Consider the following 24,234-nt stretch of genomic DNA (forward strand, 5'->3'; position numbering starts at 1 on the left):
CAGGTGTGCACGTACAGTAATGTACTGAGCTAACTGATACTAATTGCCCGTAAGGCTTGATCCTATAACAGGTGTGTGTCGGCAGCCGTTAGCGCTTTAGCGCTTATGGATGCCCCACCCTGCGCGGTGCGCAGGGTCTTATGCAGACCACACAGGTTTGAGATCGGTGTTGTGCCTAACTGAACAACACAACCCCCCCAAACACACGAATCCTTTACGCTTCTTCCAGATTGGCTGTGGCGCTCACAATAGCGACGCAGCAACCCGTCATGCCTGATGACCATAGCGAGTCGGTCCCACCCCTTCCCATCCCGAACAGGACCGTGAAACGACTCTACGCCGATGATAGTGCGGATTGCCCGTGTGAAAGTAGGTAATCGTCAGGCTTCTTATGCTGTATGTCCAGAACCCCGGTGTCTCCGAATGAGCGCCGGGGTTCTGGCGTTTACGCGGCCGTTATTTACGCGCCTGTTATCGACGCAACGCGTGCCGAAACGTACGGTGAGGCGTGCTTTAGCGCCGTCGTGTGACGTTCTCGTGACAATCCGCTCGCCTCGATCCGACGACACAACGTCGTCAAGCTCCAGCGTTAACCTCCTTTCTACTGGCCACGCTATGCTCCGATATTCCTCTCGGAACGCCGGCGTCGAGTGACCTATGAGATCTGATCTGCTGTTGCAAACCTATGGCGCGGACTCGACCGGCATGGTCTGCGGTTTCCGCTTTTCGCCGACCGAGGCCGGGCGGCCGATCGACGCCGGCGAGGTCGTCGAATGGTTTCGCGAGCGCGACGAGCATGCGGGCACTGCCGTCAAAGAAGCCGACGAATTTCTGTGGCTGCATTTCAATCTCGCGCACAGCGCGAGCGAACGCTGGATGCGCTCGCAACTCGATCTGCCGGAAACCTTCTTCGACGCGCTGCAGGAAGGCTCCCATTCGACGCGGATCGAACACGCGGACGGCGCGCTACGCGCGGTCGTCAACGACGTGATGTTCAACCTCGAATTCATCCCGTCCGAAATTGCGACGCTGTGGATCTACGCGCACAAACGCCTGATCATCACCGCGCGCCTGAAGCCGCTGCGCTCGGTGGATCGTCTGCGCGCGTCGGTGCGCGATGGCGAAATCTTTAGGTCACCGGTCGAATTGCTGGTCCATCTGATGCGCGACCAGGCCGATCTGCTCGTGCAGATCGTGCGTCGCACGAGTGCCGACGTCGACCGGATCGAGGACCGTTTCCTGTCACAACGTCCGACCCAGAACCGGCTCGATCTCGGCGCGATGCGCCGTACGCTGACGCGCTTGCAGCGGATGCTCGCACCCGAGCCCGGCGCAATTTTCCGCCTGCTCGCAAGGCCGCCGCGCTGGCTGCATCCGGAGGACGTACAGGATCTGCGCGAATCGACGGAAGAGTTCTCGGTGGTGCTATCGGATGTGGCCGGCCTGATCGAACGGGTCAGGCTGCTGCAGGAAGAAATCACCGCGCGGCTCGAAGAACAGAACAACCGCACGCTGTTCACGCTGACGCTCGTCACGGTGCTGGCGATGCCGATCAATATCATCGCGGGCTTCTTCGGGATGAACGTCGGCGGCATTCCGCTCGCCGAGAACAGGCACGGTTTCTGGGTGCTGGTGGTGCTGGTCGCCGGCTTTACCGGGCTGACTGGATGGTGGGCGTTTCGCCGTAGAAGGGAGCGCTAGGCGCGATGCCGGGTGCGAATTCACACCCGGCATTCACGCGTGCCCACGATCTCAACGCGGGCGGATACTCAGTACCTCGAACGTCTTATTCGAGCGCCGCGGCCGGCCCGAAGAACTCGTAACGGCTCTGCGATTCCGGCACGCCGAGCGCCTTCAGACCTTTCTTGATCGCCTTCATGAACGCGACTGGTCCAAGGAAATACACGTCGACGTCGCGCGTTTCCGGCAGATACTTCTTCAGACTCGCTTCGTTCAGATAGCCGATTTCATGCGCGTCGGCATCGCCCGCACGGCGTTCCTCGTAGCAATAGAAGCGCTTCAGTTGCGGATGACGCGCGGCCAATGCATCGATCGCGCCGCGGAACGCATGCACGCCGCCATGACGGGCCGCATGAATGAAGTGCACCGGCCGATTGGTTTTCAGCGCGGCCTGCAACATCGCCATCGTCGGCGTGATACCGACGCCGCCGCTGATCAGCACCAGCGGCTTGTCGCCGGGCTGCAGTGTGAATTCGCCGGCCGGCGGGAACAGTTCGACCGTATCGTTTTCGTTGACGCGCTCATGCAGGTACTTCGACACGGTGCCGTTCGCTTCGCGCTTCACGCTGATCCGGTATTCGCGGCCATCGCCCATTGCCGACAGCGAATAGTTGCGACGCACTTCCTCGCCGTCGATCACCAGACGCACGCCAATGTACTGCCCCGGCTGAAACGCGAGCAGTTCGCCGCCGTCGTCCGGACGCAGATAGAACGACGTGATCTCGTCGCTTTCACGCTCCTTGCGCGCGACGCGGAACACTCGCGTGCCGCGCCAGCCGCCCGGCGCGGTTTCGTGATCGGCGTAAATCTTCTCTTCGAGGCCGATCAGCAGATCGGCGAGTTGCTGATACGCGGCGGCCCATGCTTCGATCACCGCATCGGTCGCGACTTCCGTGCCCAGTACTTCGCGAATTGCGCGCAGCAGGCACTTGCCGACGATCGGGTAGTGCTCGGGCTGAACATTGAGCGACACGTGCTTGTTGATGATCTGCGCGACGAGCCCACCCAGTTGCTCGAGCTGATCGATATGACGCGCGTACATCAGCACGCCGTTGGCCAGCGCACGCGGCTGCGCGCCGCTCGCCTGATTGGCCTGATTGAACATCGGGCGCACTTCCGGATGCTCGCTGAGCATCAGGTTGTAGAAGTGCGTGGTGAGCGCCTCGCCGCCGCTCTCCAGCAGCGGCACGGTTGCTTTGATAATGGCGCGGTGTTCGGCGGATAGCATAATGATTTGATCCTGATGAGAGTCCGTAAAAGTCTGTCTATCAGCGAGTATCACAGCCGGTTTCGGCAGACGGTCTTTACTATCCACGATTCGTGCCAGGTATAAAATGACGTGAAATCAACGATCTGGTGTTCTAAATGGTTAATTCGACACTGGTCGAAAAGACTCAACCCCTAGTCGGATTGACTACCCAGGCGGTGCTCGACGTGTTGACGCCGCTCATTCTGGATCTGTCGCGCGAGCTGTCCGAGCGCGAGCGTTATCGACGCCTGCTCAGCGCGCTGCGCGATATGTTTCCGGGCGACGCCGCCGCGCTGCTGCGCCTCGAGGGCGACACGCTGGTGCCGCTCGCAATCGATGGTCTGAGCAGCGATACGCTCGGGCGGCGCTTCCGCGTCGCCGAACATCCGCGCTTCCAGCAGATCCTCGCGCAACCGGGCCCGACGCGTTTCGCCGCCGACTCCGAGCTGCCCGATCCGTACGACGGCCTCGTGCAAGACGTGGCCGGCCATCTCGAAGTGCATGACTGTCTCGGCTGCCCGCTATTCATTCGCGGCGAGCCGTGGGGGCTGCTGACGCTCGACGCGTTGGACCCGGCGCGCTTCGACTCGATCGACTTTTCTTCGCTGCAGGCGTTTCTCGGTCTGGCGGCCGCGACCGTGAGCGTGGTCGAACGTATCGATGCGTTGGCGCGCAACGGCGAGGAGGCGCAGCGCCGCGCCGAAGCGTATCGCCAGGCGAGCAGCGAGAGCCGTCGCGAGATGATCGGCAGCAGCGACGCGCATCGTCGCCTGATGAAGGAAATCGAGGTGGTCGCCGCCAGCGATCTGACCGTGCTGGTGACCGGCGAGACCGGCGTCGGCAAGGAACTGGTCGCGAACGCGATTCACGCGTTGTCGCCGCGCTCGAACAAGCCGCTCGTCAGCCTGAACTGCGCGGCCTTGCCCGACACGCTGGTCGAGAGCGAACTGTTCGGTCACGTGCGCGGCGCGTTTTCGGGCGCGTCGGCGGACCGGCGCGGCAAGTTCGAACTCGCGGACGGCGGCACGATTTTCCTCGACGAGGTCGGCGAATTGCCGCTCGCCGTGCAGGCCAAGTTGTTGCGGGTGCTGCAGAACGGCCAGTTGCAGCGCATTGGTTCGGACCACGAACATCGCGTGGATGTGCGGATGATCGCCGCGACCAATCGCGATCTGGAAGAGGAAGTACGCGCGGGGCGTTTTCGCGCCGACCTGTATCACCGTCTCAGCGTCTATCCGCTGCGCGTGCCGCCGTTGCGCGAGCGTGGCCGCGACGTGTTGCTGCTCGCGGGCTTCTTTCTCGAAGACAACCGCTCGCGGCTCGGCCTATTGAGTCTGCGTCTGGCGGCCGATGCGCAGGCCGCGTTGCTGCGTTACTCGTGGCCCGGCAACGTGCGCGAACTCGAGCATCTGATCGGCCGCAGCGCGCTGAAGGCGTTGGCCGCCAATCGCGAGCGCCGGCGCATTCTCACGTTGACCGCCGCCGACTTTGCGTTATCCGATGTACAGGAGCACGAAGCAACGGCGCAGGCCGAAGCGGAGCCGTTGGGCGGCGAGGCGAAGGATTTTCGCACGGCGGTCACCGAGTTCGAACGCAACCTGGTGCTCGATGCGCTGGAGCGTAACAAGCAGAACTGGACCGCTGTGGCGCGCGAACTCGGGCTCGATCGTGCCAATCTGAATCGGCTGGCTAAACGGCTCGGCCTGAAGTAATCGGGCAAGTTCGCGGGACCGGTCAGGCCCGCGAGCCCGCTTTCAACGGCACCAATCTCAATCAGTCGAGTAAGCGGCTCGACTTCACTCGGCGCTTGAACCTACGGGAAATCGGTGCATCCGCACGCGGTCCCGCCCCAGCGAATCCAGATCGGCAAATCAACCGCCGAGCCTCAACCCTCCCCAAAAAAACCCCGAAAAACCCGGGACTACCCCTCGGTAAAACTACCAGGTTAAGCCACGCCGAATCCCCACTTCGCTGAAAACAAATTGTTGGCGCCGCGCGGCTCGAACACACTGGCAGCCAGTCAGCGATGCATCGACGCATCGCGCAGCACAGGGGAAACGGACCATGACATTGGCTGTACCGGAGCCGCACAAGATTAGCGACATTCCGCGTTACTGGGCCGCCAGCGCGCCCGCCGCAATCGCGATCCGCGAGGACGGCGCGCAATTGAGCTTTGGACAGCTGTGGCAGAACATCGAAGCCGCGATGCAGTTTCTGCGCGAGCAGGAGGTCGGCTGTGGCGATCGCGTGATGATCGTCGCCGAGAATTGCACCGCGGTGATCACGCTGCTGTTCGCACTGTCGGAACTCGGCGCGTGGCCCGCGATCGTCAATGCACGGTTGTCCGAGCGCGAGATCGAGGCGATCCGCGCGCATTGCCAGCCGCGTCTGATGCTGTTCACGCAAGCGGCCTCGCCCGACGCGGTGCGCCACGGCGTGCGCTATCGCGCGCGCGAAATCGCGCCGGCCGGCCTCGGTCCGCTGATGCTCGGCGCGCACGATTCGAATTCGCCGCGCGAGCCCGAAGCTCTGGCGCGCGAAGTCGCGGTGCTGATCTATACGTCGGGCACGACCGGCAAACCCAAAGGCGTGATGGCCACGCATCGCGGCTTGCTGCATTTCGCACGCGTGTCGGCAACCTCGCGCAACATGACGCCCGCCGATTGCGCGTACGCGGTGATGCCGGTGTCGCACATTTTCGGTCTCGCGACGCTGCTGCTCGCGACCTTCCAGGCCGGCGCAAGCCTGCTGCTCGCCGCGCGCTTTAGCGCGGAGGAAGTTCTCGGTGCGCTCGCCGCCGACGAAATCTCGATCCTGCAAGGCGTGCCGACGATGTTCACGCGCATCGTCGCGCAGGTGCGCGAGCAGGGCGGCCTGCACTTCACGTCGAAACTGCGCTACCTGTACACCGGCGGCGGTCCGCTCGATCCGACGCTGAAGAAGGACGTCGAGGCGCTGTTCGGCCAGCCGCTGCATCACGGCTACGGAATGACCGAATACGCGGGTTCGTTGTTTATTACGCGGATGGAACGCCCGCGCAGCGATTGCGCGTCGGGCGAGATCGTCGAGGGTGCGGAGCTGCGCATCGTCGATGCGAATGGCGACGATGTCGCCCGCGGCGCGCCGGGCGAGCTGTGGGTGCGCGGCCCCGGCGTAATGCGCGGCTACTACCGCGCGCCCGAACAAACCGCCGAGGCGCTGCGCCCGGGCGGCTGGCTCAATACCGGCGATATCGGCCGGCTCGGCGACGACGGCGCGCTGTTTATCGTTGGGCGTACGAAGGATCTGATCATCCGCTCGGGCTTCAACGTCTATCCGATCGAAGTCGAATCGGTGATCAATACATACGAACCGGTCAAGCAATCGGCGGTGGTCGGCCGCACGACCGCCGACGGCAACGAGGAAGTGATCGCATATGTCGAAGTAAAGGAAGACGCCGACTTCGACGCGGAAGAACTGCGCGACTATCTGGCCGACCGGCTCTCCGCGTACAAGCGCCCCACGCAGATCGTGCGTATCGACGCGATTCCGACTACTGCGAGCGGCAAGCTGCTGAAGCAGAAACTGCGCGAGCTTGCCGCCGAGTCGCAGACTCACGAATAACGCAGCAAATAAAGCAACGAATAAAGCAACGAACAACGCATCAAGCAGCGGCACTAAAAAAATGAACCAGCAGCACTTCAAGTAGCACCGGCGCGAGCCCATCGGCAGCCGCCGGCCTCACCTCGAAAACAGGCCGCTCAAGGCCACGGAGGAGACATGAAGCAATTCGCGTTGCGTGGCCGGCTGGCCGCGAGCATGGTCGCCGCTGCACTATCGTTCGCGGCCGCATCGAACGCCGCAAATGCCACCGAATGGCGAGTCGGCGTCGAGCTGCCGCTGACCGGTTCGCTTGCGCAGGCCGGCACCGAAATGTATCGCGGCATTCAGGTCGCCGCCGACGTCTATAACCGCCGCAATCCGCAGAACAGGATCACGCTGGTCGCGATCGACGACGAATCGAATCCCGCCAAAGCCGTCGCCGCGGTCGAGAAGCTCGCGTCGCAGAACGTCGTCGCGATTGCCGGCGCGGCTAATTCCAATTGCGCGGGCCCGGCGTCGGAGGCGGCCAGCAAGGCCGGCATCGTCTACATGACCTCGGGCGGCACCAGCGACGACATGGTGCGCCGCGGCCTGAAGAACTTCTTTCGCGTCAGCAATACGCCGGGTTATACGAAGGGGATGACCGGTCTGTTCGAGCAGCTCGGCGTGAAGTCGGTGTCGATCGTCTATTCGACCAAGGACGCGACCAGCGATCTCGCGCAGCAACTCGACACCGCACTGAAAGCGAAAGGCGTCACCACTACGCTGCACGCATTCGATCCGTCGATGACCGACTTCAAACCGATCGTCAACAAGGTCAAGCTGCAGGACAAGTCGGAAGCGATGGCGATGATCGGCTACGAAAACGACTACGTCGGCATTCTGCGCGCGGCCAAAGTACTGAAGCCGAACCTGAAGGCGATCGCCGCGCCGTGGGCATTCGCGAGCCCGAAAATGGCCGCGTCGTTCCCCGACCTCGTGCCGAACGTGTACGGCGCGACGGTACTGGCATCGCCGGCCGACTACCGCTCGGCCGATCAGCGCGAGTTCTCCGACACGTATAAACGCCTCTTCAAGACCGACTCGAATTACCAGTCGCAGACTTCGTTCGCGTACGCGCAATTGCTGTTCGACGCGATTGCCCGCGCGCAGAAAAGCGGCGCGCTCGAAAAGGGCGGCCTAGCCGACACGCTGCGCCAGAGCGCCGGCGACGGCACTTTCCTCGGCAAGGTCAGTTTCGACCCGCGCGGCGATAACCCCGGTTACGTCGCGCATATGGGCCAGTTCACGCCCGGCGGCAAGCTCGCGGTGGTCTGGCCCGCCGACTACGCGACCGCCAAACCGGTCTATCCCGGCGTGCCGTGGTGAGCACGCGCACCATTCATATCTTCATCACGAAAGAGGTCAAGCAACGATGATCCGCGATCAGGAAACCATGAACGTTCTGCTCGACAACGTCGCGCGCTTCGTGCGCGAACGTCTGGTGCCGAACGAAGAACGCGTCGCCGAAACGGACGAGATTCCCGCCGATATCGTCGACGACATGAAGGCGCTCGGTCTGTTCGGGCTGACGATTCCCGAGCAGTACGGCGGCCTCGACCTGACGATGGAAGAGGAAGTCCTGGTGATGTTCGAAATGGGCAAGACGTCGCCGGCATTCCGTTCGATTTTCGGCACCACGGTCGGCATCGGCTCGCAAGGCATCGTGATCGACGGCACTGAAGAGCAGAAAGCGAAATGGCTGCCGAAGCTCGCCAGCGGCGAGACGCTCGCGAGTTTCGCATTGACCGAACCCGAATGCGGTTCGGATGCGGCGGCGGTCAAAACCCGCGCGGTGCGCGACGGCGATCATTACGTGGTGAACGGCACCAAGCGCTTCATCACCAACGCGCCGCAAGCGGGCATTTTCACGCTGATGGCGCGCACCAATCCGGACGAGCCGCGCGCGGCCGGGATCAGCGCGTTCATCGTCGAGGCGAATACGCCGGGCATCAGCTTCGGCAAACGCGATCGCAAGATGGGCCAGAAAGGCGCGCATACCTGCGACGTGATTTTCGAAAACTGCCGCGTGCCGGCGGAGAACGTGATTGGCGGCAAGGAAGGTGTCGGCTTCAAGACCGCGATGAAGGTGCTCGACAAAGGCCGCATTCATATCGCCGCGATCTGCGTGGGCGTCGCGCAACGAATGCTCGACGATGCGCTGCGCTACGCGATGGAGCGCAAGCAGTTCGGCCAGCCGATCGGCGAATTCCAGCTGATCCAGGCGATGCTCGCCGACAGCCAGACCGAACTGTACGCGGCGCGCTGCATGGTGCTCGACGCGGCGCGCAAACGCGACAACGGCGAGAACGTCAGCACCGAGGCATCGTGCGCGAAGCTGTTCGCGTCGGAAATGTGCGGACGGGTCGCCGATCGCGCGGTGCAGATTCATGGCGGCGCCGGTTATATGTCCGAGTACGGAATCGAGCGCTTCTATCGCGACGTGCGGATTTTCCGCATTTACGAAGGCACCAGCCAGATCCAGCAGATCCTGATTGCCCGCAACATGATGCGCGCCGCGGCGCGCTAATGAAACGCAACGGGCCCGACGGAAGCAAACCAACAATCGCCATTCCTCACGTCGGGCCCGTCCAATCAAAAAGCAGGAGACACCTATGACCCGCCTCTCTCGCGCGCCGCTCGCCGCGTCGCTGAAACTTCTCGCTGCCGTGTCGGCGTTCGCGTTCGGCGCCTATGCGCAGGCCGCCGATCTGCCGGTCGGCGTCGAATTGCCGTTGACCGGCGGCATGGCGCGAGCCGGCACCGCGCAGCTCGAAGGCATCCGGATCGCCGCCGACATGTTCAATCAGCGCGATCCGAAGCACACGGTCAAGCTCACCGTGATCGACGACGAAGCGCAGCCGGCGAAGGCCGTGTCGGCGGTGGAAAAACTCGCGTCACAAGGAGTACTTGCGATCACCGGCGGCTACGGCTCGAACTCGGTGAGCCCGGCTTCGGAAGCCGCCGATAAAGCCGGCCTCGTGTACATCACGTCCGGCGCGGTGGATAGCGGAATGACTTCGCGCGGTCTGAAGAACTTCTTTCGCGTCGGGCCGTCGTCCGGTTACGCGAAAACGATGATCGGCGTGCTGACCGACATGAACGTGAAGTCGGTGTCGATCGTGTCGTCGACCAAGCAGGCGCCGACCGATCTGTCGAAAGACGTCAGTTCCGCGCTGACCGCGAAAGGCGTGAAGGTCACCGTGCACGAATTCGATCCGTCGATGACCGACTTCAAGCCGATCGTCAACAAGATCAAGCTGCAGGACAAGCCCGACGTGATGGTGATGATGGGCTACGAGAACGACTACATCGGCATTCTGCGCGCGGCCAAGGTGCTCAAGCCGCCGGTGAAGGCGGTGATCGGCAGCTGGGCGCTCGTCACGCCGAAGATGGCGGCCGAGTTTCCCGAGCTCGTGAACAACGTGGTCGGCAACGCGATGCTGCCGCATCCGGTGCAGTTCGCGTCGCCGGAAGGCAAGGCTTTCGTCGCCGCGTATCAGAAGGCCTATAACAAGGACCCGGATTATCTGGCCGAGTTTTCGTACGTGCAGTCGATGGTACTGTTCGACGCGCTCGCGAAAGCGTCGGATAAAGGCACGCTGAAGAGCGGCGGCGTGGCCAGCGAGTTGCGCGCGCGGCCGTTCGACACGCTGATCGGCACCGTGCATTTCGACAATCGCGGCGAAAACCCGGCCTTCCTGAACAGCATGGCGCAGATCCAGGACGGCAAGGTCGTCGTGATCTGGCCGAAAGAGAAGGCCACCGGCAAGCTCAACTATCCGGCGCAGCCGTGGTGATGCGGACCCTGCCGCTCACGCCGCGCGCACTCGCGCGCGAGCGTGACGGCCTGTCCATCGAGGAGTCGTCATGACCGATCTGATCCTGCAGTCGCTTTATTCCGGCGTGCTGGTCGGCGGCGCTTACGCGCTTGTCGCCCTGGGGCTCGCGCTGGTGTTCGGCTCGATGCGCATCATCAATCTCGCGCACGGCGAACTGGTGTTGCTCGCCGCGTATATCGCCTATTCGTTCGAAACGCGGCTCGGCCTCAATCCGGTGTTCGCGATTCCGGCCGCGATGCCGGTGGTCTGCGTGGCCGCTGCCGCCGCGTGGTATCTGGTCAGCCGGATCGCGCGCGACCGCGAACTGAACTCGCTGATCCTCACCTACGGTCTCGGCATCATCCTCACCAACGGCGTGCTGCTGATCTGGGGCGCCGACGTGCGCTCGACCAATTCCGCGTGGCTGCAGGACAGCGTGATGCTCGGCAACGTGCTGAGCATGCGTAGCGAACTGCTGTCGTTCGGCATCAGCGTCGTGCTGATGGGCGCGTTGTGGTGGTGGCTGTCGCGCTCGTGGTACGGCCGCGCGGTGCGGGCGATTTCGAGCAATCGCGACGCCGCGCGACTGATGGGCATCAATCCGAGCCGGACCGAACTGGTGTCGTTCGTCGTCGCCGGTGTGCTGGCGTCGTGCGCGGGTGTCGCGATGTATGCGAGCAGCGCGATCCAGCCGTCGATCGGCGAAGCGATGACGGTGAAGGCTTTCATCATCACGGTGCTGGCGGGCGTCGGCTCGATTCCGGGCGTGCTGCTCGGCGCGATGCTGCTCGGCATCGCCGAGGCGCTGACCGTCACGCTGTATAGCTCCGCGTTGCAGGAACTGGCCGGCATGCTGCTGTTTCTGCTGGTGTTGTACGTATTGCCGAACGGCCTGTTCGGCGTGGCGAGGAGAAGAGGATGACGATCACGCGCAAACTGCTGCTGGCGGTGCTGGTGCTCGCGCTGTATCTCGGCGTGCCGCTCGCGCTCGGCCATGACCTGTACCTGATGAGTCTCGCGGTCGCATCGCTGACGATCGCCGGCATCGCGCTCGCGTGGGCGTTGCTCGGCAATCTCGGCGGGATGGTGAGCTTCGGCCACGCCGCGTTCTTCGGCGTGGGTTCCTATATCTCCGCGCTGCTGACATTGAAGGCCGGCTGGCCGGTGTTTCCGGCGATGCTCGCGGGCGGGGTCGGCGCGGTGGTCGCGTCGCTCGCGATGCTGCCGGCGCTGCGTTTGAAGGGGCCGTATTTCGCGCTGGCGATTCTCGCGTATGCGCAGATCTTCCGCATTCTCGCGACCCAGTTCGCCGGTCTCACCGGCGGCTCCGGCGGGCTGTCGAGCATTCCCGGTTTGCCGACCGTGGCCGGCTTCGAGTTCGGTTCGAAGACCGGCAACTACCTGGTGATCCTGACGATGGTGCTGCTGTTCGCGCTGGTCTATCACTTCCTGCGCCGCAGCTACATCGGCCTCGCGTTGCGCGCGATGCACGAATCCGAGGACGCGACCCGCGTGGTGGGCGTGAACAGCGTGATGCTGAAACTGTCGATGCTGATGCTGTCCGCGCTGATGACCGGGCTCGTCGGCGCGTTCAACGCGCACTACATCAACTTTCTCGAACCCGACTACGCGTTCAATTCGTCGTGGGCGGTGGTGCCGATCATCGCGGCGATCTTCGGCGGTTACCGGACCATCGGCGGCCCGCTGGCCGGCGCGGTGGTCGTGTATCTGATCGATCAGCTGTTCCTGAAGAACGTGTTGCCGACCGGCCATCAGATCGTGCTCGGCATCCTGCTGGTCGCGATGATCATCGTCAGTCCGTCCGGACTCACGGCGATCGCATGGCGCAAAAACAAGCGAGGCGCGTATGCCGCAAGCTGACCTGCAACTGCGCAACGTGACGATCCGCTTCGGCGGGATCACCGCGGTCAATAACGTGTCGATGGAAGTCGGCACGAACGATCTGGTCGGACTCGTCGGCCCGAACGGCGCGGGCAAGACCACGCTGTTCAACGCGATCTCCGGTCTCGTGCGGCCGACGCAAGGCTCGATCAGCTTCGACGGTCAGGACATGCTGAAGACCTCGCTGCACCGGCGCGCGCGGCTCGGCATCGGCCGCACGTTCCAGGTGCCGCAACCGATGCACGAGCTGACCGTGCGCGAGAACCTGCTGGTCGCGCAGCGCTTCGGCGCGGGCCAGGTCGATCACGCGCGCATCGATGAGATCCTCGAGTTTCTCGATCTGAGCGGCAAGGCCGCACGCAATGCCGCGACCGAACTCGCGCTGACCGAACTGAAAGCGCTCGAAGTCGCGAAGGCGCTCGCGACCGCGCCGAAACTGCTGCTGCTCGACGAAGTGCTCGGCGGTCTCGAAACCGCCAGCAAGCGCCGCTTCATGAAGACCTTGCTGGAGGTGCACGAGCGCTATCAGGTCGGCATCCTGATCATCGAGCACGACATCGAGACCGTGATGAATCTGTGCCGCCGCGTCTGCGTGCTGAACTTCGGCGAGTTGATCGCCGATGGTCCCCCGGCCGAAGTGTTCCGCGATCCGGCCGTCGTGAAGAGCTATACCGGAGAGGTGATCGATGCTTGAGATGAACGCGGTGCGAGCCGGCTATGGCGCGATCAACGTGCTGTGGGATGTGTCGTTGAACGTCGCGCGCGGCGAGGTGACGACGATCGTCGGGCCAAACGGCGCCGGCAAGACCACGTTGCTGCGCGCGATCATGGGGCTGCTGCCGTTGCAGCGCGGCCAGATCGTGTACGACGGCGCATCGCTCGCCGGCGTGCCGACGTGGGACCTGCCGGAGCGCGGCATCGCGATGGTGCCGGAAGGGCGGATGATTTTCCGCGACATGTCGATCGAGGAGAACCTGATGCTCGGCGCGTTTCCGAAGGCGCGCCGCGGCGCCGCGAAAACGCAGCTCGAAGAAGTCTTTACGCTATTTCCGCTGCTGAAGGAGCGGCGCGCGTTGCCGGCCGGCACGTTGTCGGGCGGTCAGGCGCAGATGCTCGCGTTGGGCCGTGGGCTGATGTCGTCGCCGCAATTGCTGTTGATCGACGAGCCGTCGCTTGGGCTCGCGCCGGTGATCGTGCAGGAAGTGTTCGAGATTCTCGCGCGGTTGAAGGCCGAGGGACGCACTATCGTGCTGGTCGAGCAGAACACCAATATGGCGTTGCGGCTGGCCGATCAGGTGTATCTGATGCAGGGCGGCAAGGTCACGTTGTCGGCGCGCGCGGCCGAGGTGAATGTGGATACGTTGCACGATATGTATTTCGCGCGCTGACGCGGGATGCAGGCGCCGATGCACGCGTTAATGCAAGCGTTAATGCAAGCGCGAAGCTATTCGACCCGTCCCACTCCATCGGCCACCAGCAGATCGACCAGCTTGCGCGCGAACAACGGTAATGCCTGCCGGTTCGCGACGCAGATCTGCAGCTTGCGCACCGCCCATTCGTCGGTGAGCGGAATGATACGGAGTGCCATCGTTTGCGCATGACGGCGCGCGGTGCCTTCGGGCAGCACGCCGATGCCGATGTTCGCCTCGATCATCCGGCATGCGGCTTCGAAGTTGCTGACCTGAATGCGCCAGCGCATCGTGCGCTGCAATTCGGCCGACGCGCGCTTCAGAAAGCCGTAAATCGCGCTCGCTTCAGGCGGGCCGATGAAGTCGTAGTCGAGCGTCGACGCGAATTCGATCTTCTTGTGCTGCGTGAGCGGATGGCTCAATGCGGTCGCGAGCACCAGACGGTCGCGCCGGTACGGCATCACTTCGAGCCCGTCGGTGCGCACATTGCCCGCGACGATGCCGATATCGACCGTGCCTTCCTGCACCGCCTTCACGATGTCCGGGCTCAGACGCTCGTGCATATCGACATTCACGTCGGGATGATTGATCAGATAGGTGCGTAGCACCGCGGGCAGAAACTCGCTCATCGCGGTGGTGTTCGCAAACACGCGCACGTGCCCCTTCACGCCGTTCGCATATTCCTGCAGATCGCCGGTCAGCTGTTCGAGTTGCTGAAAGACCCGGCGTGCATGCAGCAACAACGTTTCGCCCGGCGCGGTGAGCGTCACACCTTGACTCGTGCGGCTCAGCAGCTTTACGCCGACCTGCTCTTCGAGATTCTTGATTCGCGTGCTCGCGGCCGGCAACGACAGATGCGCCCGCTCGGCGCCGCGCGTCAGGCTGCTTGCTTCAGCGATGTGAATGAAGAGCTTGAGATCGACAAGATCGAAATGCATGAACCGGGTCCGTTGAGGGGCAGGGTCATTATTGCGCCGCTGCACGCTTTGCGACATTAGGCGTATTACGGGTTAATGCTAGCCGAAATGGGGTTTCGGCATATCCAAATTGTCGCGTGCTGGCCGATGCGTCAAGCTGCGTCGGAAGCGGATCGCGCTTGACGTAGCCCATGCAACCGCAGCCGCCGCTGTGCTCTCCGCAGTCGCGGCAGCCGCGGCACAACACCAGACAGACACGAGATAGTGAGGAGCGACACGTATGACGACGCAACGCATGATGGATGGCAAGGTGGTGATCGTAACCGGCGCGGGCGGCGGGATTGGCCGCGATATCGCGCTGCTGATGGCGCGTCAGGGCGCGCACGTGGTGGTCAACGATATCGGCGCGTCGCTCGGCGGCGAGGGGCATAGCGCGGGTCCCGCGCAAAGCGTGGTCGATGAAATTCTCGCGTTCGACGGCCGCGCGACCGCGAATACCGACAGCGTCGCCGATGCGCAAGGCGGCGAACGGATCGTGCAGAACGCACTGGACGTATTCGGCCGCGTCGATTGCGTGGTGAACAACGCGGGCATTTTGCGCGACCGTTTTTTCCACAAGATGAGCAACGACGATTGGGACGCGGTGCTCAAGGTGCATCTGTACGGCAGCTATCACGTCTCGCGCGCGGTCGCCGCGCATTTCAAGGAACAGGGCAGCGGCGCGTTCGTGCATATGACGTCGACCTCGGGGCTGATCGGCAATCTCGCGCAGGCCAATTACAGCGCCGCGAAACTCGGCATTGCGGGGTTGTCGAAATCGATCGCGCTCGATCTGCAGAAGTTCGGCGTGCGTTCGAACTGCATCGCGCCGTTCGCGTGGAGCCGCATGATCAATTCGATCAAGATCGATACCCCGGAGCAGGAAGCACGGGTCGCGAAGATTCGCCAGATGACGCCGGCGAAGATCGCGCCGCTCGCGGTCTATCTCGCGAGCGATGCCGCGCGCGACGTGACCGGCCAGATCTTCGCGGTACGCAACAACGAGATCTTCGTGATGAGCCAGCCGCGCCCGGTGCGCTCGGTGCATCGCGGCGAGGGTTGGACGCCGGAGAGCATCGCCGAGCACGCAATGCCGGCGCTGCGCTCGGGCTTCCATTCGCTCGACGTCTCCGCCGACGTGTTCAGCTGGGACCCGGTGTGACGGGAGCCACGAACATGCTCGATCGATTGAACGCGCAACTGGCGCGTTTGCACACTCATCCGTTCTACGAAGGACGTCTGCCGTCGCGGGTGGACAGCGCCGAGGAGTTCGCCGAGCGCGTGCCGCTGATGTCGCGCGCGGACCTGGTCGCGCAAATGACGCGCCCCGGTTACGGCGCGTTTGCGCCGCAGGTGCCGCCGGTGCGTATCCATTTGACGCCGATGGGCGCGTCGCTGGTGCCGATCCTGCACAGCGCCGCCGATCTGCGCGCGATCGAGGCCGCGTGCGGTCAGCATCTCGACGCGTGCGGAATCGGCCCCGGCGACGTCTGCATGGTCACGTTCGGCTATCACCTGTTCGTCGCCGGACTGTTCTACCAGAGCCAGATGGAGGCGCGCGGCGTCGCGTGCATTCCGCACGGCCCCGGCGAAACCGAGCGCGCGGCCGAGATCGCGCGACGCTGCGGCGTCACGGTGCTGGCCGGCAACCCGTCGCATGCGCTGAAGCTGATCGAAGCCGGCTGCCCGGTGCCGCGCGTGTTCTTCGCGGGCGGCGAAGCATTCACCGGCAACGAAGCGCTGTATCAGCGCGTGCGCGATGCGATGCCCGGCACTTTGCTGATCGACAGCTTTTCGTTATCCGAATGTTTGCCGGTCGCGCGCACGTTTCCAGGCGGCACCGGCGTGCACGTGTTCGACGAGCTTCTATATGCGGAAGTCGTCGATCCGGATAGCGGCCGGCCGGTCGCGCCGGGCGAGCGCGGCGAACTGGTGCTCACGCATTTGCAGAAAGAGTTGCAGCCGCTGGTCCGTTATCGCACCGGCGATCTCACAGTACTGCGCCACACCGAGCCGCTGTTCGGCCGCACCGTGTCGCTGCCGCGCGTGGTGTTCGGGCGCGCCGATTCGATGGTGAAGATCAAGGGCGTGAAGGTCTATCCGTCGGAGTTGCGCACGGTGCTGCTCGGCGTCGACGGATTGAGCGGCGCGTACCGGCTGGTGGTGTCGCGCAGCCTGAGCGGCAGCGATCATCTGCGCCTGCAGATCGAAGGCGCGGCGGCGCCGGCCGCGATCGATGCGCTCGCCGCGCGCTTCAAACGCCAGACCCTGATTAATGCCGATGTCATCGAAGCGGTCGCGAAGCTCGAAGGCAGCGAACTGGTTATCGATCAAAGGAGCACAGCATGAGCAGTGGCATCAGCAATGACGCAAACCGCGCGCCGTGGCGTTTTATCGTCGGTCATCACAGCTATGCGGACTTTTCGATTTCGATTTCGCCGGCCGTCGAGCGCGCGGTTGCCGAGGGTAGCGCACCGCCGACGGTCTATCTGAACATCTTCAACGACGACAGCGTGACGATCGGCGTCAACGAGGACCCGCAGCAGGTGCTCGATCTCGCGTTCTGCCGTGAGAACGGCGTGCTCGCGCGGCGTCGCGTGAACGGCGGCGGGGCGATCTACGCGGGTAAGGGCTCGGCGTTTCTCGCGATGTATCTGCCGGTCAGTCTCGCCGGCGTGCCGACCAGCGCGGCGGTCGCGTTTCCGACGATCCTCGGCCATGTCGCCGACAGCCTGCGCGATGTCTTCGGTCTTCAGGCTTCCTATCGACCGCTGAACGACGTCGAGATCGACGGACGCAAGCTGGTCGCGACATCGCTGAAGATCGAAGAAGAAGTACTGACGTTCCGTATTCTGCTGAACGTGAAGGCGATCAACACCGACATCGCCGCGCGCGCAATGCCGTTGGCGCCGGAGAAAACCCGCGACAAGAAACACAAGGATCTCGGCTCGCGCTACACGTTCCTCGAAAAAGAACTCGGCCGGCCGGTCACGCACGACGAACTGCGGACCTGGGTCGACGCATGCATGCGTCGCACGTTCGGCGACGCGACGTTGCAGGAAGGCGCGCTGGTGCCGCGCGAACAGGCGCTTGCGCAGCAGTTCACCGGCGAACTCGCCAGCGATACCTGGTTCCACGAAAAGAGCGAAGCGGTGCGTTATGAACCGTTGATGCGCGCGGGCGACCGCATCGGCCGTGGCCGTGAAAAAGCGCCGGCCGGTCTGATCTGGCTGAGCGTGCTGGTGCGCGACGGCGTCGTGCTGCGCGCGATCGTCAACGGCGACTGGCATCCGCGGCCGCTGCGTTCGGTCGACTGGTTGGAAGAAGGCTTCGCGGGTCTCGCCGCGACGCGTGAAGCATGCGAGCCGCACATTCACGCGTTTCTCGCGCGCACCGATGTCGAATTCGCCGGCGTCGAAGCCGCGCATCTGCTGAAGGCGCTCGACTTCGCGCTCGCCGATCTCGATCGCGCGGAGGTCGCCGCATGAGCGACGACGCGTTGCTGTACGACTTCGATGCCGACACCGGCATCGCGACGCTGACGCTGAATCGGCCGCGCCAGAAGAACGCGCTCGATATGTCGATGCGGGTCGGCTTGCGCGAAGCGCTCTATGCGATTCGCCAGGACCGCTCGGTGCGCGCGCTGGCGTTGTGCGGCGCGGGCGAGGATTTCTGCGCGGGCGGCGACCTGCGCGGAATGAATGTCGCCAGTGCCGAGGACGGCCGCAATCGTCTCGACGATCTGCACGGCTGGGTCGGCATGCTGCTCGATCTGGACCGGCCGGTGATCGCGGCGGTCGACGGCGTTGCGTACGGCGCGGGCTTCAGTCTCGCGCTGACCGCCGATTTCGTGCTGGCCACGCCGCGCGCGCGGTTCTGCATGCCGTTCATGAAAGTCGGGCTGGTGCCCGATTGCGGCGCGTTCTATACGTTGCCGCGCGTGGTCGGGATGGCGCGCGCGAAAGACCTCGTGTTCACCGCGCGTGAAGTCGGCGCGCAAGAAGCGCAACAGATCGGCGCGGTATTCGAAATCGTCGAGCCGGACGCGTTGCGTGCGCGAGCGCAGCGGATCGCCGCGAGTCTCGCGAGCGCGTCGCCGGTCGCATTCGGGCTCGCTAAGCGGGCGCTGAATCAGTCGCTCGGCGCGGACCTGCGCGGGATGCTCGAACTCGAATCGGCCGCGCAGGGCATTGCGTTTTCGACCACGTTCCATAAAGAAGCGGTGCAGCGCTTCAAGGACAAAACGACGCCGCTGTTCCAGTGGCCTTCCGCGTGAGTGCGCCATGACCATCGACTATCACACGCTGCGCAACTGGCCGTTCAACGAAATAGAACAGACGTATACGCAGCGCGACGCGATTCTTTATAGCCTCGGTCTCGGCTATGGCAACGATCCGCTCGATCCCGACGATCTGCCGTTCGTCTACGAGAAAGCGCTGCGCGTGCCGCCGACGTTCGCGGCCGTACTCGGTTATCCGGGCTTCTGGGCCAAGCATCCCGGTACCGGGATCGACTGGGTGAAGCTGTTGCATGGCGAGCAGCGGCTGCGAATTCATCGCCCGCTGCCGGTCGCGGCAACCGTGGTCGGACGCTCGCGCGTGACGCGCGTCGTCGACAAGGGGGCGGGCAAGGGCGCGCTGGTGCTGATCGAGCGCACGGTCACCGATAAAGCGAACGGCGAACTGCTGGCGACGATCGAACAACTGAACTTCTGCCGCGGCGACGGCGGTTTCAGCGCGAACGGCCAACCGTCCGACGCGGCGCCAGAAGCACCGCCGCCGCTGCCGGAACGCGCGCCCGACGCGATCTGCGATCTGCCGACGCGCCCCGAAACCGCGCTGATCTACCGCCTGTCCGGCGACGACAACCCGCTGCACGCGGACCCCGCGGTCGCGCGCGCGGCGGGTTTCGAGCGGCCGATCCTGCATGGTCTCGCGACCTGGGGCGTAGCCGGTCACGCGGTGCTGAAGACCGCTTGCGCGGGCCGGCCCGAGAAGCTCGCGTCGCTGTATGCACGCTTCAGCGCGCCGGTCTATCCGGGCGAGACGATCCGCACCGAACTCTGGCACGACGACGGCGCGGTGCAGTTCCGCGCGCGGGTGCTGGAGCGGGATGTGGTCGTGCTGAACAACGGCCGCGCGGAATTGCAGTGAGTATCGGCACGAAGTATCGGCGGAACAGAAAGCGCTTATACCCGACGCAGTGCTAACGATTAAACCCCTCAGAGGAATCACCATCATGTCCAGAACACCCAAGCCGCTGGTCCATTCGAACATCGCTTACAGCACGCCGGACCGGATCGTCGTGCGCGGCAAGGATCTGCCGAACGAGATCCTCGGCCATATGAATCTCGGCGACTTCGCGTTCTTTCAACTGACCGGCCGCGAAGCGACCCGCGAGCAATCGGCGATGTTCAACGCGATCCTGATCACGCTGGTCGAGCATGGCGTGACGCCGAGCGCGCTGGCCGCGCGGATGACCTATGCCGGTGCGCCCGAGTCGTTGCAGGCCGCGGTCGCCGCGGGGCTGTGCGGGCTCGGCTCGGTGTTCGTCGGCAGCATGGAGACCGCGTGCAAGATGCTGTCGGAGGCGCTGCCGTACACGGCGGCCGACGTCAGCGACGCCGAACTCGAACGGATCGCGCGCGACACCGTCGCTGCCTACCGCGAGCGCCGCGCGATCGTGCCGGGTCTCGGCCATCCGCTGCACAAGCCGATCGATCCGCGCACGCCGCGTCTCTTTCAACTGGCTAACGACAACGGCATGGCCGGCCGCTACGTGAAGCTGATGAAACTGATCGGCGCGGAAGCCGAACGCGCATCGGGCAAGACGCTGCCGATCAACGCGACCGGCGCGATCGGCGCGATCTGCTGCGAGTTCGGTTTCCCGTGGCGCATCGTGCGCGGCTTCGGCGTGATGGCGCGGGCGATCGGCCTCGTCGGTCATATCATGGAAGAAGGCGAACAGCCGATGGCGATCGAAATCTGGCAACGGATCGAAGACGAGGCGTCCGCGCATCTGCGCGGCTAGGGGCGAGCCGAACGCGTCGAGCGCATCAGGTGCATAGCAACGCGCACCGCCTTAAGCAAAACCAAATGCCCGCTTCGGAAATCGAAACTTCGCCAGCCACCTTGCGTCGTTCATAGTAAGGCCCAGCAGAATCAACATCCGTTCCTGGAGACATTGCCATGTCAGCATCCTCAGAAAAACTCGACGACTGGCTCGACAAGCAGGCGGTGGCCGAAGACGACATCACCGCGTTTCCGCTGGAGGCGCTGGCCGCCACGCTCGACCGCGAGGAAAGCGGCGATACGGTGCCGCCGTTGTGGCACTGGCTGTATTTCCTGCCGGTCGCTCCGCTTGCCGAAGTGGGCCCCGACGGTCATCCGAAGCGCGGCGGTTTCCTGCCGCCGGTGCCGCTGCCGCGTCGTATGTGGGCCGGCGGCCGGCTCACGTTTCACGCGCCGCTGAAAGTCGGCGAGCAGGCCAAACGCACGTCGACGATCGCCAGTATCGAAGACAAAACCGGCCGCTCGGGCCGCCTCGTGTTCGTCACCGTGCAGCACAGCTATGAAGCGAACGGCGAACTGAAGCTCGAGGAAGAACACGACATCGTCTATCGCGATGCGCCGCAGGAAGGCGCGCGGCCGCAGCAGCCGGCGCCCGCGCCCGAAGGCGAAACCTGGAGCCGCACGATTCACGCCGACGAAGTGATGCTGTTCCGCTACTCGGCGCTGACCTTCAACGGCCACCGCATCCATTACGACCACCCGTACGTCACGCAGGTGGAAGGCTATCCGGGCCTCGTCGTGCACGGTCCGCTGATCGCGACGCTGCTCGTCGATCTGCTGCGCCGCGAACTGCCGCAAGCCACGCTGCAAAGCTTCGCGTTCCGCGCGCTGCGCCCGACCTTCGCGAACCAGCCGTTCAAGGTGTGCGGCAAGCCCTCCGCCGACGGCAAAACCATCGACCTGTGGGCCAAAGACCACGAAGGTTATCTGACCATGCGCGCGACCGCCGCGCTTGCCTGAATTCCACGAGACCCGACTATGCAAACCACGCAAAACGATTCGTTCCAGGACATTCGCGAGGCCGTGCGCGATCTGTGCCTCCAGTTTTCCGGCGAGTACTTTCGCAAGATCGATGAAGAACGCGGCTATCCGGAAGCGTTCGTCGACGCGCTGACCAAGGCCGGCTGGCTCGCCGCGCTGATTCCGCAGGAGTTCGGCGGCTCGGGGCTGGGCCTGACCGAAGCGTCGGTGATCATGGAAGAGATCAATCGCGCCGGCGGCAATTCGGGTGCGTGCCACGGGCAGATGTACAACATGGGCACGCTGCTGCGGCACGGCTCGGAAGAACAGAAACGCAAGTACCTGCCGAAGATCGCCTGCGGCGACCTGCGTCTGCAATCGATGGGCGTGACCGAGCCGACCACCGGCACCGACACGACCAAGATCAAGACCACCGCCGAGCGCCGTGGCGACCGTTACGTGATCAATGGCCAGAAGGTGTGGATCTCGCGCGTCCAGCATTCGGATCTGATGATTCTGCTCGCGCGCACCACGCCGCTCTCGGACGTGAAGAAGAAGTCGGAAGGGATGTCGATATTTATCGTCGATCTGCGCGAAGCGATCGGTCATGGGCTGACCGTGCAGCCGATTCTGAACATGGTCAATCACGAGACCAACGAACTGTTCTTCGATAACCTCGAAATTCCCGCGGAGAATCTGATCGGCGAAGAAGGCCAGGGCTTCAAATACATTCTCGACGGGCTGAACGCGGAGCGCACGCTGATCGCGGCCGAGTGTATCGGCGACGGCTACTGGTTCGTCGATAAGGTCACTGAGTACGCGAAGGAACGCGTCGTGTTCGGCCGGCCGATCGGTCAGAACCAGGGCGTGCAGTTTCCGATCGCGCGCTCGTTCATCAACGTCGAGGCGGCGAGCCTGATGCGTTTCGAAGCCGCGCGTCGTTTCGATGCGCATCAGCCGTGCGGCGCGCAGGCGAATATGGCAAAGCTGCTGGCGGCGGATGCGTCGTGGGAAGCGGCCAATGCATGCCTGCAATTTCACGGCGGCTTCGGCTTCGCGTGCGAATACGACGTCGAGCGCAAATTCCGCGAAACGCGCCTGTATCAGGTCGCGCCGATTTCGACCAACCTGATTCTCTCGTACGTGGCCGAGCATATCCTCGGGCTGCCGCGTTCGTTCTAACCTGGCGCACATCATGAGACCACTCGAAGGCATCAAGGTCGTCACGCTCGAACACGCGATCGCCGCGCCATTCTGCACGCGGCAACTCGCCGATCTCGGCGCGCGCGTGATCAAGATCGAACGGCCGGGCGTCGGCGATTTCGCGCGCGGCTATGACGAACGCGTGCATGGACTGTCGTCGCATTTCGTCTGGACCAATCGCTCGAAAGAGAGCTTGTCACTCGATCTGAAGCAGCCGGCGGCGGCGGAGATTCTCGATGCGCTGGTCGCCGACGCGGACGTGCTCGTGCAGAACCTCGCACCGGGCGCGGCCGAACGGCTCGGCCTCGGCTATGACGCGCTGAGCGAGAAGTATCCGAAGCTGATCGTCTGCGATATTTCCGGCTATGGCGCGGATGGCCCGTACCGCGACAAGAAAGCGTACGACCTGCTGATCCAGAGCGAATCCGGTTTTCTGTCGATCACCGGTTCGCCGGGCGCGCCCGCGAAGGCCGGCTGCTCGATCGCCGATATCGCGGCCGGCATGTACGCGTATTCGAACATTCTGAGCGCGCTGTTGCAGCGCGGCCGCACCGGGCGCGGTTGCCGGATCGATGTATCGATGCTCGAAAGCATGGTCGAGTGGATGGGCTATCCGCTTTACTACGCGATCGACGGCCAGTCGCCGCCCGCGCTCGCGGGCGCCGCGCACGCGACGATCTATCCGTACGGCCCGTTCCCGGCCGGCGACGGCAAGGTCGTGATGCTCGGTCTGCAAAACGAGCGTGAATGGAAGCTCTTTTGCGATCGCGTGCTCGAACAGCCTGACCTCGCGACCGACGAGCGCTTCGCGTCGAATTCGAAGCGCACCGCCGCGCGCGACGCGTTGCGCGAAGTGATCGTCGCCGCGTTCGCGAAGTTCACTGCCGCGCAGGTGATCGCGCGGCTCGACGAGGCGGGAATCGCCAATGCACAGATGAATACGCTCGCCGACGTGTGGGCGCATCCGCAACTGAAGGCGCGCGAGCGCTGGCAGGAAGTCGCCACGGCGGCGGGTACGGTGCCCGCGTTGCTGCCGCCCGGTATGCCCGCCGAGTTCGAGCCGCGAATGGACCCGGTGCCCGCGCTCGGTCAGCATACCGAAGCGATTCTGCGCGAACTCGGATATGACGGTGCGCGGATCGACACGTTGCGCGCGGCCGGCACGATTTAAAAAAGCCGCCGGCCTGGTCGCTGTTTCTGTTTCCGCTTCTGCTGTTTCTGTTTCTGTTTCTGTTTCTGTTTCGCGCCGGCGTAGCGAGGTGATGCGCACTGACGGTGTCCACCCGTTGCGCCGGCACTCCG

General features: G+C 63.9%; 21 protein-coding genes and 1 rRNA gene. 20 read left to right on the top strand and 2 right to left on the bottom strand.

Annotation, left to right across the window (positions count from 1 at the left end; translation table 11 throughout):
• The first annotated feature begins 272 nt into the window (after positions 1 to 272).
• Together rrf and BTH42_RS05395 are read left to right on the top strand one after the other, a co-directional pair.
• Positions 273 to 386, top strand: a 5S ribosomal RNA gene (gene rrf, locus BTH42_RS05390).
• A 271-nt stretch (positions 387 to 657) separates the two neighbouring features.
• Positions 658 to 1,701, top strand: coding sequence for a transporter (locus BTH42_RS05395; protein WP_075296573.1), 1,044 nt, complete (start codon positions 658 to 660; stop codon positions 1,699 to 1,701).
• 85 nt (positions 1,702 to 1,786) lie between these two features.
• Here BTH42_RS05395 and hmpA read toward each other — a convergent pair whose 3' ends face one another.
• Positions 1,787 to 2,968 carry an NO-inducible flavohemoprotein gene (gene hmpA, locus BTH42_RS05400; protein WP_075296575.1) on the bottom strand — a complete coding sequence of 394 codons (1,182 nt, stop codon included), beginning with the start codon at positions 2,966 to 2,968 and terminating at the stop codon, positions 1,787 to 1,789.
• Positions 2,969 to 3,105: 137 nt separating this feature from the next.
• Here hmpA and norR point away from each other — a divergent pair, with 137 nt between their 5' ends.
• The 9 genes from norR to BTH42_RS05445 all read left to right on the top strand — a co-directional run bounded on the left by norR (position 3,106) and on the right by BTH42_RS05445 (position 13,721).
• On the top strand, positions 3,106 to 4,701 hold the full coding sequence (gene norR / locus BTH42_RS05405; RefSeq protein WP_075296577.1) for a nitric oxide reductase transcriptional regulator NorR: 1,596 nt from the start codon (positions 3,106 to 3,108) through the stop codon (positions 4,699 to 4,701).
• A 352-nt stretch (positions 4,702 to 5,053) separates the two neighbouring features.
• On the top strand, positions 5,054 to 6,592 hold the full coding sequence (locus BTH42_RS05410) for a class I adenylate-forming enzyme family protein (protein WP_075296579.1): 1,539 nt from the start codon (positions 5,054 to 5,056) through the stop codon (positions 6,590 to 6,592).
• A gap of 156 nt (positions 6,593 to 6,748) precedes the next feature.
• Positions 6,749 to 7,939, top strand: coding sequence for an ABC transporter substrate-binding protein (locus BTH42_RS05415; protein WP_075296581.1), 1,191 nt, complete (start codon positions 6,749 to 6,751; stop codon positions 7,937 to 7,939).
• A 46-nt stretch (positions 7,940 to 7,985) separates the two neighbouring features.
• The gene (locus BTH42_RS05420; RefSeq protein ID WP_075296583.1) at positions 7,986 to 9,140 is read left to right on the top strand and encodes an acyl-CoA dehydrogenase family protein; all 1,155 of its coding nucleotides are present in this window, start codon (positions 7,986 to 7,988) and stop codon (positions 9,138 to 9,140) included.
• An 85-nt stretch (positions 9,141 to 9,225) separates the two neighbouring features.
• Positions 9,226 to 10,410: an ABC transporter substrate-binding protein gene (locus BTH42_RS05425; protein ID WP_075296585.1), complete on the top strand. Its 1,185-nt coding sequence runs from the start codon at positions 9,226 to 9,228 to the stop codon at positions 10,408 to 10,410.
• Positions 10,411 to 10,480: 70 nt separating this feature from the next.
• Positions 10,481 to 11,353, top strand: coding sequence for a branched-chain amino acid ABC transporter permease (locus BTH42_RS05430; RefSeq protein WP_075296587.1), 873 nt, complete (start codon positions 10,481 to 10,483; stop codon positions 11,351 to 11,353).
• Positions 11,350 to 12,312 carry a branched-chain amino acid ABC transporter permease gene (locus BTH42_RS05435; protein WP_075296589.1) on the top strand — a complete coding sequence of 321 codons (963 nt, stop codon included), beginning with the start codon at positions 11,350 to 11,352 and terminating at the stop codon, positions 12,310 to 12,312. Before BTH42_RS05430 ends, BTH42_RS05435 begins: the two co-directional genes overlap by 4 nt.
• On the top strand, positions 12,299 to 13,027 hold the full coding sequence (locus BTH42_RS05440) for an ABC transporter ATP-binding protein (protein ID WP_075296591.1): 729 nt from the start codon (positions 12,299 to 12,301) through the stop codon (positions 13,025 to 13,027). The genes BTH42_RS05435 and BTH42_RS05440 overlap by 14 nt, the downstream gene beginning before the upstream one ends.
• The gene (locus BTH42_RS05445) at positions 13,020 to 13,721 is read left to right on the top strand and encodes an ABC transporter ATP-binding protein (RefSeq protein WP_075296593.1); all 702 of its coding nucleotides are present in this window, start codon (positions 13,020 to 13,022) and stop codon (positions 13,719 to 13,721) included. The genes BTH42_RS05440 and BTH42_RS05445 overlap by 8 nt, the downstream gene beginning before the upstream one ends.
• 56 nt (positions 13,722 to 13,777) lie before the next feature.
• On the opposite strand, the gene BTH42_RS05450 is transcribed toward BTH42_RS05445, so the two are convergent.
• Positions 13,778 to 14,680 (bottom strand): LysR substrate-binding domain-containing protein, encoded by a 903-nt coding sequence (locus BTH42_RS05450; RefSeq protein ID WP_075296595.1) that lies wholly within the window; start codon positions 14,678 to 14,680, stop codon positions 13,778 to 13,780.
• Between the two features lie 274 nt (positions 14,681 to 14,954).
• Here BTH42_RS05450 and BTH42_RS05455 point away from each other — a divergent pair, with 274 nt between their 5' ends.
• From BTH42_RS05455 to BTH42_RS05495, 9 genes are all read left to right on the top strand, one after another.
• Positions 14,955 to 15,860 (top strand): SDR family NAD(P)-dependent oxidoreductase, encoded by a 906-nt coding sequence (locus BTH42_RS05455; protein ID WP_075296667.1) that lies wholly within the window; start codon positions 14,955 to 14,957, stop codon positions 15,858 to 15,860.
• Between the two features lie 14 nt (positions 15,861 to 15,874).
• Positions 15,875 to 17,047 (top strand): phenylacetate--CoA ligase family protein, encoded by a 1,173-nt coding sequence (locus tag BTH42_RS05460; protein WP_075296597.1) that lies wholly within the window; start codon positions 15,875 to 15,877, stop codon positions 17,045 to 17,047.
• The gene (locus tag BTH42_RS05465) at positions 17,044 to 18,186 is read left to right on the top strand and encodes a hypothetical protein (RefSeq protein ID WP_075296599.1); all 1,143 of its coding nucleotides are present in this window, start codon (positions 17,044 to 17,046) and stop codon (positions 18,184 to 18,186) included. Before BTH42_RS05460 ends, BTH42_RS05465 begins: the two co-directional genes overlap by 4 nt.
• Positions 18,183 to 18,974 carry an enoyl-CoA hydratase/isomerase family protein gene (locus BTH42_RS05470; protein ID WP_075296601.1) on the top strand — a complete coding sequence of 264 codons (792 nt, stop codon included), beginning with the start codon at positions 18,183 to 18,185 and terminating at the stop codon, positions 18,972 to 18,974. Before BTH42_RS05465 ends, BTH42_RS05470 begins: the two co-directional genes overlap by 4 nt.
• 7 nt (positions 18,975 to 18,981) lie before the next feature.
• On the top strand, positions 18,982 to 19,851 hold the full coding sequence (locus tag BTH42_RS05475; protein WP_075296603.1) for a MaoC/PaaZ C-terminal domain-containing protein: 870 nt from the start codon (positions 18,982 to 18,984) through the stop codon (positions 19,849 to 19,851).
• An 85-nt stretch (positions 19,852 to 19,936) separates the two neighbouring features.
• Positions 19,937 to 20,728, top strand: a complete 792-nt coding sequence (locus BTH42_RS05480) for a citryl-CoA lyase (protein ID WP_075296605.1) — start codon at positions 19,937 to 19,939, stop codon at positions 20,726 to 20,728.
• 158 nt (positions 20,729 to 20,886) lie between these two features.
• Positions 20,887 to 21,729 carry a MaoC family dehydratase N-terminal domain-containing protein gene (locus BTH42_RS05485; RefSeq protein ID WP_075296607.1) on the top strand — a complete coding sequence of 281 codons (843 nt, stop codon included), beginning with the start codon at positions 20,887 to 20,889 and terminating at the stop codon, positions 21,727 to 21,729.
• Positions 21,730 to 21,747: 18 nt separating this feature from the next.
• Positions 21,748 to 22,911: an acyl-CoA dehydrogenase family protein gene (locus tag BTH42_RS05490; protein ID WP_075296609.1), complete on the top strand. Its 1,164-nt coding sequence runs from the start codon at positions 21,748 to 21,750 to the stop codon at positions 22,909 to 22,911.
• A 13-nt stretch (positions 22,912 to 22,924) separates the two neighbouring features.
• Positions 22,925 to 24,103 carry a CaiB/BaiF CoA-transferase family protein gene (locus BTH42_RS05495; protein ID WP_075296611.1) on the top strand — a complete coding sequence of 393 codons (1,179 nt, stop codon included), beginning with the start codon at positions 22,925 to 22,927 and terminating at the stop codon, positions 24,101 to 24,103.
• The last annotated feature ends 131 nt before the right edge of the window (positions 24,104 to 24,234 follow it).

The sequence above is a fragment of the Burkholderia sp. SRS-W-2-2016 genome, assembly GCF_001931485.1.
In the GTDB taxonomy this organism is placed as follows: Bacteria; Pseudomonadota; Gammaproteobacteria; order Burkholderiales; family Burkholderiaceae; genus Paraburkholderia.